The organism is Pleomorphomonas sp. T1.2MG-36 (assembly GCF_950100655.1).
In the GTDB taxonomy this organism is placed as follows: domain Bacteria; phylum Pseudomonadota; class Alphaproteobacteria; order Rhizobiales; family Pleomorphomonadaceae; genus Pleomorphomonas.
The window spans coordinates 502,685-515,267 of record NZ_CATNLY010000012.1; the positions used below are offsets into that span (position 1 = coordinate 502,685).

The following is a 12,583-nucleotide window of genomic DNA, read 5'->3' on the forward strand; positions in this document are numbered from 1 at the left end:
GAGGCCCTTGCTTCGGCCTCGCCGGGACGGGTGAAACGCATTTTTCCCATCGCAATCAATGCCAGCCGAAGACCGTCATAGGGAAATCCCTGTTGGTGTAACGCCCGCATACGACTTTTGATCCACCTCAAGGCCTTGTTGCGACAAGGAGGTTAGCCTTGGGAAGATGTGAAGAGGGGGCAGTGACATGAGCATCCCGAACGAGCTTTCCGTGGAATTCCCCGGCAGTTGGGACACCATTGAACAGCTCATGCTGTTCGATGCGGTCTTCTGCGACCTCGCCACTGCCTATCAGGAGATCAACCGGCGCATTTACCGCATCGAGTCGCTGGAGGAGCCGGCCGAACCGGCCGTCCTCGCCGATCTCAAGCGTCACCGGTCTCTGCTCAAGGATGAAATCGCGGCCGCTGTTGCCGCGTCCAGACGCGCCGTGGCTTGACACCCCTCCTCGTTGGGCCTCTGCGCTATAGCCCGCGCCGTCCCCGTCCGACGGCGCGGGCTAGCTTCGTCTTCCTTCACCTCACGACCAGATAGGCGGTCTCGGCGTTCGAGCTGAGCGGCGCGAACATGCGCATCCGTCATGCGACTTGGCCGAACGTCGGGGCGCCAAGTTCTTCTAACAGCCCATGGTGCCGTTCATTATATCAAACATATAGCGGAAGGTGCCCGCCTCGTCGGACCGTCGCCTGAGCCGATTTTTGATCTCGGCGCGAGAACCGCTTCCCGTCGCATATCGAGCTTCCATGGTGTGAGGTCTTGTACGGCCGAGGACGATCGCTTGCAAGCGCCACATCGCGATCAATGAAGGCAATGGTTCGATCCCAAGCACCAGCCGGTATCGACAACACATGCGCAACATGACAGTGCCGGACGGTCGCTGGCATCAGAAAGTCGGCTTGCTGGAGCCTCCGCTCACTACAACCTAAAAGAGTATATCACCAAGTCGATGTTTCGATGCACGGTTGCCAGCCCCGTCGATCGCTCGCCGCAACCCCACCCAAGACGAGCCGACGGGCCAGCCCCTCCCCCCTTGCAGAAGCTCTCCAACCACTCCTTGCCCAGTGGCGGAGATCGCCGCCAGACATCTTGGATCGACCCCTCACCGCAAAGTAAGGGCACCGATTTCTCGTCCATCTTCACGATGAAAGTCAGGGTGAGTGGAACACAAATCGAGGCCGGTGGGTGCAGGCGCTCGTATCGATCCCGGATCGTCATGCCGGGTCGCGTGACCGGCGACGGATCACCGGCAACGAAGCAACCGCCCGAACCGGCAGACTGGCGCTACAGGCCGATTGCCGCGACTTCGCGAAGTGAGTCAGCAAGTTCGCAAACCGATTCCGGCGGCTGACATTCTGATTCAGAAATGGATCGCAAGGCGTCCGATGCCTGCTGAGATTCTGATTCAGCTTGAAGCGGGAATCACGAGTCTTATGAATCTGTTGCAGGGTGTTGTTGATACGCCTCTTCGGCGGTTCATGCTGTGATTCAGCTGGCGCACCTTATCTCTTCGGCACGGACGATAATGGCTCAAACCCGGCCTTGACCACATCAACCGCGCAGACCGGCGTGCGTCGTATCAGGCCAAATGCGGCTGCGCTAACTCCAGGATACCCCTGTCTGGCCCATCCCTTCGCCCCATGGACATCCAACCTGCTTTTCGTCACCCCTCGGGAGTTTGGCGGCTTTGGCATGCGCCCACTTGAAGAGCGATCGCACCGGTCGGCGGCACAGGACAAACCCGTTGCTGGCACCGGGCACGGGGCACGGGCCCCGGAAACTCGCACGTCGCCGCGCCTGTGCAAGTTGGGGCGTCGATCACAAGCACTCGAACGGGTCGCCGACAAGCACCATGGTTGGTGATCGGGCCGTCCAGCGAGTACCGAACACCTATCACTTCAAGTTGCATAACCATGTCTGGCGGCCAAAGCAACACTTGTCCGAGACGACCGATCGTTCAGGCAGAAGCCAGGCAGTCACGCCACCGTCGCGATGTCGCGAAGGTGGCATGCCGCACCAAGGCGGTCCCCACCGCATGCCCGGAGTGGACAAGCGGACGTCCGGCGGCAGCCGCGCCATCAGGGCAAAAGAGCGCGTGCCCGACACGAGGGGGCACCGGCGGCGCCCGTCCACTCTCGCCGCATCGCGCGGACGGGACTCCCCTCGCCCTTCGGCTGGTGGTCAATATTTCAAACACATCAGTCCCAATGGCTTACCCACCGGCGAGCACGCCGGACCTCCGGTGACCACCCGGAAGCATCGCTCAGCGCTCCCGACGGGCGGCGTCATCAGTGGGATCGGAGCGAAGCCCAGCGAGCCGGAGTTTGGGTGAATCGCTCCGTTCGCGCCGCTGTCGCCCCCCCCCTCTCCGCGCGGTTCATGGAGCGCCGGCATCGAAGCGAGCCGGTTCAGCCCTCAAAGGGCTGTTCAGAACAAAACAAGATCATTATGGTGGACGCGGGCCGTGCATGCTGGCATGATCGGTTCGCATTTGCTGACCGAATCCATTGCCGAACTCTGGGTCCTCCCATGTCCCGCGCCGAGCGCCTTCTTACCCTGGTCCAGGCCTTGCGCCGCCGTCGCCGCCCCGTCGCCGGGGCGGAGCTCGCGGCCGAACTCGGCGTATCGCTTCGCACGCTCTATCGCGACATTCAGGCATTGATCGGTCAGGGCGCGCCGATCGACGGCGAGGCCGGCGTCGGTTACGTGCTGCGGCCCGGCTTCATGCTGCCGCCGCTGATGTTCACCGAGGACGAGATCGAGGCGCTGGTGTTCGGCGCGCGGCTTGCCGCGACGCGGGCCGACGAGCGTCTGGCCTCGTCGGCGGAGAATGCTCTCGCCAAGATCGCGGCGGTGCTGCCGCCCGACCTCGCCGACCGGATGGACGCCACCGGCCTGATCGTCGCCCCGGCCTGGAACGCCAACCGCGACGGCATCGACCTGTCGCTGGTGCGTGCCGCCATCCGCAACGAGACCCGACTCGAATTCTCCTATGTCAACGAGAAGGGTCTCGCTTCGCGCCGCGTCGTCTGGCCGATGGCGGTCGCCTTCTTCGAGCGCGTGCGCGTCCTCACCGCCTGGTGCGAGCTCCGGGCCGACTTCCGTCACTTCCGCGTCGACCGCATGTCGGATGCCACCGACCTCGGCGTCCGCTATCCGCGCCGCCGTCGCGTTCTTCTCAAGGAGTGGCGGGAGATCGAGAGCAGCGAGCCGGCCTGGAGAGAAGTGGCCGACGCGGCAGCTCTCGTGCCGGTGCCACGCCGGAAATCGGCCTAGAGTCTTCGCCGACCAAATTGAAGCACTTGGTCGTCAAGCGAAGACTCCAGGATTGCTTGCTGGAGCAGCCGCTTTTCGATCAGGTTGACTCAACCTGATCGGCGGGTGCTCGGGGGCGCCGCAGGCGCGGCGCCTCCAAGTTTGGCGGCTCGCCGTTTCTCAGTCCGAGAGCGCAGGCAGGATGATGTCGGACCACAAGCGAGCCGGCGGCAGCCAGAATTCCGGCTGGTCATAGTTGCCGAAGAAGGTCGACAGCACGACACCGGCTGCGGGCAGTACGAGCAGACGTTGGCCACCATTGCCGAAGCCGGCGTACCACGGCAATGGATCGCCGTCCGAGGGCAGCGTCGAGCTCCCCGTCCACCAGAAATAGCCGTAGCCATTGTCCGGATTGGCGGCGAACCGCGACGTCGTCGCCCTCTCGATCCAGTCGGGCGAAACGATGGCTCGATCGTTCCAACGACCGCCGGCCAGCATCATGTTGCCGATCTTGGCGAGGTCGCGGGCCGTGAGACGCAAGCCGGATGCCGCCGCGGCCACGCCATCCCAACTGCGGATCCACTCGAACCGATCGATATCGAGCGGCTTGAACAGAACCTCGCGGGCAAACTCCTCGATCGGCAGCCCGACGCCCTCGGCAATGACGGCGCCGATCAATGCCGCCGCGCCCCCATTGTAGGTCCAGGTCCGCCCCGGCGGCTCGACGATGGGCCGGTCGAGCGCGTAGCGCAGGCGATCCGGCGATTGCTCCATGGCGATCTCGCTGTTGGCGGCGCTGGTATAGGGGACGGTCTCGTCCCAGAGCGTTCCCATGCTCATTGTCAGCGCATCGGCGATGGTGATCCGCCGCCGCGTCTCGTCGGCGAGGTCCGCATAGCGTGGCAAAGCGTCGAGGAGCGGCGCCTCGGGCGGCGGCACCAGCTTCCGTTCCAGGGCGATGCCATAGAGCAGGCTGACGATGCTCTTGGTCACCGAGCGCAGGTCGTGCAGCGTATCCTCGCCGTGGTCGACCACGCCGAGATCAACGCCCCACGTGTAGTCGCGGCCGATGAAATAGCGCTCGGCGATGGTTCGGCCATCCCTGGTCAGCACCATGGCATGCAGACCGGCGATGTGGCCGGATGCAAGGGCTTGCTCCAATCTGGTGTCGAGCGCCGAAAAGGCCTTGGTCGGCGATGCGTCCGTGTTGCTCATCCGTGGGTCCTCCGGGGCACGCTGCCCATGTGGCGCCTTCCAGATGACATGGGCGGTCATCGGGGAGACCGGCCCGTTGTAACCTTCCCTCCGTTTGGCGCTTGATCGCGCTTGCGCCGGCACCTCCTGCGGCAGCGTCGTGGGTCAGTAGCCGTTGTAGCGGCCCGGCTTGTGATTGACGGCCAGGACCAAGTTGAGCACCACGGCGCCCAGCACGGACAACGCCACGTTTCTCCAGTTGAGCACGAGGAAGGACGTCGCGAGGATCGCAAGATCGGTGGCGAGCTGGAACTTGCCGGCCCGCCAACCCAGCTTTTCCTGAACGAAGGCGGCGAGAATGCCGATGCCACCGAGGCTCGACTTGTGCCGGAACAGCATCAGCATGCCGACCCCGGTCAGCGCGCCGCCGGTGATCGCCGAGAACCAGGGGGCGCTATAGCCGATGGCGAAGGCGTCGTGCATGAAATAGCTTTCGACGGAGAGGAGCGCCACGGCCGCGAAGGTCTTCAGCGTGAACTCCCGGCCGAGCGTTACCCAGCCGAAGGCATAGAAGGGCAGGTTCAGCAAGAAGATCACCGGGCCGATGCCGAACTGGGTGGCATAGTGGATGAGGAAGGCGACACCGGCGGTGCCGCCGGTCCCGAGATGCGCATCGCGAAAGAACTCGATGCCGACGGCGGCGAAGAACGTCCCCATGGCGATGGCCTGAACGTCGTCCCAGATCCCATGCCTGCCGTCGTCGCTTCTGTCGATGCTCGCCATGTCCAAAGCCCTTCCCAATCCCGCGCCTCTGTCACACCGCCATGGCCTTCGCCAACGGGACCAACCGGCGCCGGTGACGATGCCGCGATCCGTGCCGCGAGGCTGGTCAACTTCTGTGCAAGCGCCGCGCCAGCGGCGTCCGACTGCCACCTTTCTGTCATTGCGGAAAGCTTGGTCCGGCCTATTGTCCATGATGCGAGCACCGGATCCGCGAAGCGACGTCCGCCAGCGGCGACCGCTCGAATAGGGAACATCAGCATGAAGATTTCCGCGCGCAACGTCCTCGAAGGCAAGGTCGTCAAGGTCACCAAGGGTGCCACGACCGCCCACGTCGTTCTGGAGGTAGCCGGCGGCGCCAAGGTCACGGCCGCCATCACCAACGAGGCGGTCGACGACCTCGGCCTCAAGGTCGGCGATTCCGCCAAGGCCGTGGTCAAGGCATCGGACGTTCTCGTCGCCATCGACTGAGGCGCCGCCGGAGCGGATAGCTGGCGACGCACCATGAACCCATATGAATCGCCATGACTCTTCATGGACGACCAAGGGCGCGCGCCGGCTTTCCGTCTAGGCGCGACGGCGTCTTTTGCGCCCCAACAGTCCCGGCAGCCGCGTCGGCCAGCTGACGATGCGGTCCTGCCACTCTTCCACCGGCCAGTCCTGTTCGCGCACCGTCTTGCCGCGGACCGACACTCCGGCGCTGTGGACGCTGTCCGGATCGCCCGAAACGAGCGGATGCCAATCGTAGAGATCGCGCCCCTCGGCAACGAGACGATAGGCGCATGTGCTCGGCAGCCAGGTGAGCGTGCGCACCTCATGCGGCGTCAGGCGCACGCACTCCGGCACCTTTTCCGAGCGATGGGCGTAGTCGGAACAGCGGCAGCTTTCGCCGTCCAGCAACGAGCATCCGACGTCGGTGTAGACGACGCGTCCGGTGTCCTCGTCTTCCAGCTTGTTGAGACAGCAGCGGGCGCAGCCGTCGCACAGGCTTTCCCACTCCGTGTCGGTCATTTCCTCGAGCGTCTTGGTGCGCCAGAAGGGCAGTCCATCGTCGTTGTCGGTTGCGTCCGCCATCTTTTTCTCTGCGATCTGGTAACCGGTGCCGGAAAAGGTTAGTTTTCGGCTTCCGAACATTCCTAACGCTTGGGCTGTACCGTGCCGGAATTCAAGAGCAATCCGCGCTGGCGCCTCTGGCTTCTCCGAATCGATGCCTTCGTCGACTCGGCCGCCTGGAACGCCTCGAAAGGTTTCTCGCGGTTCTGGGGCAGCCTTGTCGACTACTCCGGCCTGATCCGACTGCGCGGCTGGAAGCGCGCCTTCTTCGAGCTGGCGTCCGAGGGAACGACGCTTGGCGCCGCCGGTTCCATCGTCCTGTTGCTGTTCGCCATTCCCGCCTTCAAGGCGACGGAGGGCGACTGGCGCGCGCGCGGCGATTACGCCGTGACCTTCGAGGACAAGACCGGCACGATCATCGGCCGGCGCGGCATGTTCCTCGACGACAGCGTGCCGCTGTCGGCGATGCCGCCCTATCTCATCGAGGCAACGCTGGCCACCGAGGACCGGCGCTTCTACGACCATTTCGGCATCGACCCGCTCGGCACCGTCCGCGCCATCATGTCGAATGCTAAGGCCGGCGGCGTCGTCCAGGGCGGGTCGACCATCACCCAGCAGCTCGCCAAGAACCTGTTCCTTTCGAATGAGCGCACCATTCAGCGCAAGATCAACGAGGCCTACCTCGCCCTGTGGCTCGAGGCGCAGCTTTCCAAGGGAGAGATCCTGAAGCTCTATCTCGACCGTGCCTACATGGGCGGCGGCACGCACGGTGTTGCGGCAGCGTCTGAGTATTATTTCGGCAAATCGGTCAAATCGCTGACGCTGGCCGAGGCAGCCATGCTGTCCGGCCTCTACAAGGCGCCGACGAAGTACTCGCCCAACAACAATATCGCCGCCGCTCGTGCCCGGGCCAATCAGGTCCTGTCCAACCTCGTCGAGGCCGGCTTCATGACGGAGGCCCAGGTGGCCTCCGCGCGTCGCAATCCCGCCACACCAGTACCCTCGGCAAACGGCAATGCGCCGGACTGGTTCCTCGACTGGGCCTTCGAGGAAGTGAAGCGCATCGCCCCGCCCGGCGACCGCACCATCACCGTTCGCACAACGCTCGACCCGGCGATTCAGAAGACGGCCGACACGGCCATCGCCGACAGTCTCCGGCAATATGGTCAACAGTATAAGGTGAAGCAGGCGGCCACCGTCGTGCAGAGCCTCGACGGCGCAGTGCGGGCCATGGTCGGCGGCGCCGACTACGGTGAAAGCCTGTTCAACCGCGCGGTCTACGCGTTGCGCCAGCCGGGGTCGTCGTTCAAGCCCTTCGTCTACGCCACGGCCTTCATGAACGGCTTTGCACCGGACGACATGATCTCCGATGCGCCGATCACCATCGGCAACTGGAGCCCGCGCAATTATGGCCGCTCCTATGCCGGCCGGATTTCGCTCAGGACGGCCATCGCCAAATCGATCAACACCGTGCCGGTCCGGCTTGCCGAAAGCTTCGGGCGTGGCAAGATCGTCGAAACCGCCCATAAGCTCGGCATTCGCACCGAGCTCAAGATCACGCGCGCCCTGCCGCTCGGCGTGGCCGAAGTGACCGCCCTCGACATGGTCGGCGCCTATTCGGGTTTTGCCACCGGCGGGCTCAAGTCGACCCCCTATGCGATCGAATGGACCAAGACGCGCGCCGGCGTCATCACCTACGATCGGACGCGGGAGCCGCCGCCCGAGCAGGTGCTGCCGGAAGAGGTCGCCTACGAGATGAACAGCGTGCTGTCGACGGTGGTGAACGGCGGTACCGGCGGCAAGGCGAAGTTTCCCGGCCAGATGCAGGCCGGCAAGACCGGAACGACACAGGCCTATCGCGATGCATGGTTCGTCGGATACACCGGCTGGTACGCGGCCTCGGTGTGGTTCGGCAACGACGACTACACTTCGACCGCCAACATGACGGGCGGCAGCCTGCCCGCCCTGACCTGGCACTCCATCATGGAACCCATCCACTCCGGCCTCAGCTTCAAGCCAATCCCCGGCGTCCCGGTGTCGGCCGATCTCCTCGCCTCGACCGGCAAGCCGGCGGAGGTGGCAACGGCCACGCCCGAAGCGACCGTTTCGCCTCAGGCCCTGACGCCGGCAGCGGCGGCGGTGATCCGCGACGTCGGCGCCAGCATGCGTGCCCGCATTCCGGCGGCAAAGGCACGGGAGGCGGCGCTCGTGCCGGCCGCCGACGGCGAGGCGCTCAGCCTTGTCACACCATCCGCCACCGGGCGGTCGAACAATCTCCTCAATGGTCTTTCGCTGCTCGGGGCTTCCGACGCCGCGGCCCCTCGCTGACCGGTCGTTCCAGTGTTCGCTACGATACGCCTCATCCTCGTAACGCTTGTCGGCGTCCTTCTCGGCCTAGGTTCGGCCTGGTGGGCCGTCGGCAACTTCCATTTCGATGGAGCCCAGACCATCGGCCAATGGTCCGTTCTGAAGGACAACGCCAAGGCCAATCCCTATGAAGCAGCCAGGGCTGCCCGGCGCGGCGGTGGCGGCCTCGGGCCAAGCGAGGGGATCGAGCTGATCACCGAGGTCAGCGCCGACAACAAGCCACTGCAGGCCGCCTGCGCCTATCTCGTCTCAGGCCCCGTGCCCCAGGGCGTACTCTGGACGCTGACGGTCTCCGACCGCGACGGGCACCTGCCGTCCAATCCAGCTCGCCGCTTCGGCTTTACCTCGCTTGACGCCATGGCGTTCGGATCGGCGCGACAGGTTCACATATCCATCGGCCGCGAGGTTCGGCCGGGCGACTTCGTGGCGACGACCGGGCTTTCCAGCCTGCGGCTGACCCTGCGTCTCTATTCGCCGACCCTAGCCGCCCGCGCGCCGGGCTCCGACCAGTTGCCGTCGGTGACGCCACTCGGCTGCGAACAGGGAGCGGCATCATGATCGATACCGGCCTCCGCTGGTTCGCGGCGACGCTGTGCATCGCAGGACTCACCCATATCGGCGCCGTTCTTCTGACGCCCAGCCATTCTCGCGATCTCGCGTTTACCGGCATCGACTTCAGCACGGCCGACGGCACGCTCGTGCAGGTCGACAACAGCAATACGTCGGCCGACCTGGACCCCGCCTTTCTCAATGCCGTCTGCCGCTTCGACGAGGATACCGGGCCGGTTCGCCTGACAGGCACCATGCCCGGCACCTATTGGTCCATCGCGGCGATGTCGGACGACGGACGAATTCTCTCAACGCTATCGCGGGAAGACCTGCGCGGTTCTGACATCGATCTCATGATCGGCCGCACCGCCACGCTGGACGCCGCCCGCCAGTCGGCCGGCCTCGGCTCTCTCGATACGATGTCGCTGCCGGTCGACCAGGGCTTCGTGCTGCTTCGCCTGTTCGCCGGCGGCCTCGACGATAGGAGCCTGGCCGAAGAGGCTTTCAAAGGGCTTGAGTGCCGCCCCGCCCTGTCGGAGTGATGGCGGTCGCTATTTCTGGGGCACCGGCTCGTCGAAGGGATCGGGGGCGTTCATCAGGCGGGAATGTCGTCCCGGTCCGCTCGGCAATGCGGTGCGGATCCCCGGCGCGCCGAAGCATTTCGAGAAGACCAGCGTGTCGTAAGCGCGGTTGGCCCCGAACAGCTGGTTGGAGGGCGCCTCGACCTGGAAGTGGTCGATGGCATAGCGATAGGACGCCGCCCGATAGCCCAGGGCTTGCCACACCCAGGCGATAGTCTCCTCATTCTCCCAGACCCGCGCCTCGGCTCCCTCATGCAGTTGAGCCTCGACGAGCCGCTGGCGCCTCAGCGCGCCCAGCCGCTCGACGTCGGCCCGGCGCACGCGGGCAGCAACCTCGCAGAAGGGCGGGATCAGCGCTGTGTCGGCACCGGCGTCATCGATCACGCGCGCCCACAGCGTCTCCGTCGAGATGCGTCCGTCCGAGAGCAGGTAGCCGTGATAGCGCCGCCGATCGTAGGCCGGCGCGATGAGCGGCAGTGCGATCTCGGGAAACATGGCGACGATCTCGGGCGATGGAGCGCCGCCGCCTTTGAGGATCGGCAGGATTCGCGTCCGCTCGCCTTCGACCAGACTGTCGAGCCACCAGTCGCGAACATGCGGTGCTCGCACGAAGGCCCAAGCGCGATTGCGCAATTCGATCTCGTCGTCCGTCAGCGGAAAGCCGGAAACGGGCTCCTTTCGCGCGTATTCCGCGGTCAGATTGCCGGCCGCCGGCAGCAGCGTGTCGTGCAGGAAGGATGGCTCGGCCCGCCCGAAATCTCCGGTCGGCCGGCCGCAGGCGGTGACCGCCAGCGCAACCAGAGCCAGCGCGGCGCCTGCCCTAAAGTCATTCAAACGCGCGGCCACGATGCTTCTCCGGACATTTCGGCCGGAGTCTTCAGGATTCGCGGGGCCGGCGCAAGCCCGCCCATTTCAGTGGTGCTACTTGAGGCCGACGCCCGCCGGACGCGGTGGCCCATTCGGCTTCCGAGGGGCTCGGCGCTTGGGGGATTGGGGCTGCGGCGCGATGTCCCGGTTCTCGATGATGCGGGCCGGCAAAATGGTTACCTCGCAGAAACCGCTGGTGGATTTCCGACGTGCGCGAAGCGGAGGCAGACCAAATGCGACGACGTCACCCACGGCACCCTCCAGGGCCGGACCGGCTAGCGGCGAATAACATACCCGGGCGTTTGTCGCCTCCCGCGTACTTTCGCTCGCAAAACCATCATTCGGCCGTCAGAGTTAACAAATGGTTTACGATTTCAGCGGCATTCTCATCAGGTGTGGCCGCCGATCGTTATTGCCGGAATCGGCGGGCGAGACACTCCTATTCGGGATGGCTGTGAAATGGCGTCGCCCCCCTTTTCAAGTGGCGTTTTCGGCCTGGTCAAGGGCGCTGATGGCGCGCGGTCCCGCTCGCTCCTCAAGGAAGCCACCGAACTCTACGTATCGGAGCCTGGGCACACGCGCTCCGAGGTCGCAATGTACGAGGAACTCGTGGCGCAGCTGCTGAAGGTGACGGCGCTTCAGGACCGGATCCGCATCGCCACGCTGCTCGCCGATTATGACGAGGTTCCCGCGTCCGTCATGCGGGCGCTGCTGCACGACATCTTCCCCGTATCTTCCGTGATGATCGAGAAATCGAAAAGCATCTCCGAAGGGCAGTTGCTGGCATTGGTGGCCACGGCCTCGCCGAGCCATCTCGAAATGATCGCGGCGCGAAAGAACCTTCAGCCGCCCGTGGTGGAGGCCCTGCTCGGCCGCATGCGCGCCGACGGCCTTTCGGCGCTGGCCGCCAATTCGAGCATCACCCTGTCGCAGAGCGCCGTCAGCCATCTGGTTGAAAACGCCCACGGCAATCCGAAGCTGGCTCGCCAGCTCGCCGCGCGCATGGACGACGTGCAGGACACCGATCTGATCGACCTGTTTCTCGATCTTGACGGCCGCGGTCGCCGCCGCGTCATCCAGGCGCTGGAAATCGCCGCGCTCAGGGAGTTCGCCGCCCGCCGGCCGCTGCCGCGCGTTCCAATGCCCGATCCCGACAAGGTGGCCACGCTGGCGCGCGCCTGCCTGCAGCGCAACACCGAGGCCATGTCGCGAATCTTGTCGGACCTTACCGGTCTCGATGCCCCGTTTCTCGTGCGGCTGCTTGCCGACGCCGGCGGCGAGCCGCTATCGATCTGCCTCAAGGCCGCCGGCCTCGACAGCGGCATTGCCACCCGCGTCATCCTGTTCTCCGGCATCGACGACACGCGCAACTATTTCGACGTCAAGCGCCTCGTCGATCTCTACGAGATGGTGTCGCTCCGCTCAGCTCTCCTGCTTGCCGACCGTTGGCGCGGCGTGCTCCCGTCCGTCAAGCGGTCCCCGGTTCACGTGCCGCAAACACAGGCTGGCACGCCCATCCGGTCGACGGCGACCGGAGCCGGCCGCGACGAACAGCCGGCAGCCATGCCCCAGGTCAGGCGCGATCGCGCCTGAGGTCGAACGGTCGTCCGATCGGGGCCTCGACGGCGGTTCTCGTCGCCCGCTCGCTTTTGCCTGACCTTCAGCTTTGATTGATCAGGACACAGCCTTCGTCTGCAAGACGGCTCCCCGAAAGCTGGTGCGAATCGTCCGTATTCGGCGCTACGGACCGCCTCGCTTGGAGGTGAGCCAGAGTCTCAATGCTGCGTGCCCCATCAACCATAGGCAACTTTAGTGTGCTGCGAGCGTCTTGCGTGACTTTTCCTAGCATTCGCAGGGCATGAATTCGGTTTTCATCGTATTGATGTTACTCTTGTCCAAGTTCCACTTGTTTTCATTTTTGAAGCGCTGTAATGACATGT

The 12,583-nt window shown here is 64.8% G+C and carries 11 protein-coding genes; 7 read left to right on the plus strand and 4 right to left on the minus strand.

The annotated features are described in order from the left end of the window. Positions 1 to 187 precede the first annotated feature (187 nt). Positions 188 to 439 carry a YdcH family protein gene (locus QQZ18_RS09235; protein ID WP_284540326.1) on the plus strand — a complete coding sequence of 84 codons (252 nt, stop codon included), beginning with the start codon at positions 188 to 190 and terminating at the stop codon, positions 437 to 439. A gap of 2,087 nt (positions 440 to 2,526) precedes the next feature. Continuing rightward, positions 2,527 to 3,273, plus strand: coding sequence for a helix-turn-helix transcriptional regulator (locus tag QQZ18_RS09240; protein WP_284540329.1), 747 nt, complete (start codon positions 2,527 to 2,529; stop codon positions 3,271 to 3,273). Positions 3,274 to 3,432: 159 nt separating this feature from the next. Here the strand turns inward: QQZ18_RS09240 and QQZ18_RS09245 are convergent, their stop codons facing one another. Both QQZ18_RS09245 and QQZ18_RS09250 read right to left on the minus strand, forming a co-directional pair. Next, a complete protein-coding gene (locus QQZ18_RS09245; protein ID WP_284540331.1) occupies positions 3,433 to 4,467 on the minus strand; it encodes a serine hydrolase domain-containing protein in 1,035 nt (344 codons plus the stop codon). Between the two features lie 144 nt (positions 4,468 to 4,611). Beyond that, the gene (locus QQZ18_RS09250; RefSeq protein WP_284540333.1) at positions 4,612 to 5,229 is read right to left on the minus strand and encodes a YitT family protein; all 618 of its coding nucleotides are present in this window, start codon (positions 5,227 to 5,229) and stop codon (positions 4,612 to 4,614) included. Positions 5,230 to 5,487: 258 nt separating this feature from the next. Between QQZ18_RS09250 and QQZ18_RS09255 the strand changes: the two genes are divergently transcribed. Next, positions 5,488 to 5,697, plus strand: a complete 210-nt coding sequence (locus QQZ18_RS09255; protein WP_284540335.1) for a TOBE domain-containing protein — start codon at positions 5,488 to 5,490, stop codon at positions 5,695 to 5,697. Positions 5,698 to 5,793: 96 nt separating this feature from the next. Here the strand turns inward: QQZ18_RS09255 and QQZ18_RS09260 are convergent, their stop codons facing one another. Further along, a complete protein-coding gene (locus QQZ18_RS09260; protein WP_284540337.1) occupies positions 5,794 to 6,300 on the minus strand; it encodes a YcgN family cysteine cluster protein in 507 nt (168 codons plus the stop codon). A gap of 81 nt (positions 6,301 to 6,381) precedes the next feature. Here QQZ18_RS09260 and QQZ18_RS09265 point away from each other — a divergent pair, with 81 nt between their 5' ends. Genes QQZ18_RS09265 through QQZ18_RS09275 form a run of 3 tightly spaced genes read left to right on the plus strand, consistent with a single transcriptional unit; the run spans position 6,382 to position 9,737 of the window. Next, a complete protein-coding gene (locus tag QQZ18_RS09265) occupies positions 6,382 to 8,607 on the plus strand; it encodes a transglycosylase domain-containing protein (RefSeq protein ID WP_284540339.1) in 2,226 nt (741 codons plus the stop codon). Positions 8,608 to 8,619: 12 nt separating this feature from the next. Then, positions 8,620 to 9,204: a DUF1214 domain-containing protein gene (locus QQZ18_RS09270; protein WP_284540341.1), complete on the plus strand. Its 585-nt coding sequence runs from the start codon at positions 8,620 to 8,622 to the stop codon at positions 9,202 to 9,204. Continuing rightward, positions 9,201 to 9,737: a hypothetical protein gene (locus tag QQZ18_RS09275; RefSeq protein ID WP_284540343.1), complete on the plus strand. Its 537-nt coding sequence runs from the start codon at positions 9,201 to 9,203 to the stop codon at positions 9,735 to 9,737. The genes QQZ18_RS09270 and QQZ18_RS09275 overlap by 4 nt, the downstream gene beginning before the upstream one ends. Positions 9,738 to 9,746: 9 nt before the next feature. Here QQZ18_RS09275 and QQZ18_RS09280 read toward each other — a convergent pair whose 3' ends face one another. After that, entirely contained in the window at positions 9,747 to 10,622 is an 876-nt protein-coding gene (locus tag QQZ18_RS09280) for a hypothetical protein (RefSeq protein ID WP_284540345.1), read from the minus strand. A gap of 480 nt (positions 10,623 to 11,102) precedes the next feature. Between QQZ18_RS09280 and QQZ18_RS09285 the strand changes: the two genes are divergently transcribed. Beyond that, positions 11,103 to 12,236 (plus strand): DUF2336 domain-containing protein, encoded by a 1,134-nt coding sequence (locus QQZ18_RS09285; RefSeq protein ID WP_284540347.1) that lies wholly within the window; start codon positions 11,103 to 11,105, stop codon positions 12,234 to 12,236. Positions 12,237 to 12,583 lie beyond the last annotated feature (347 nt).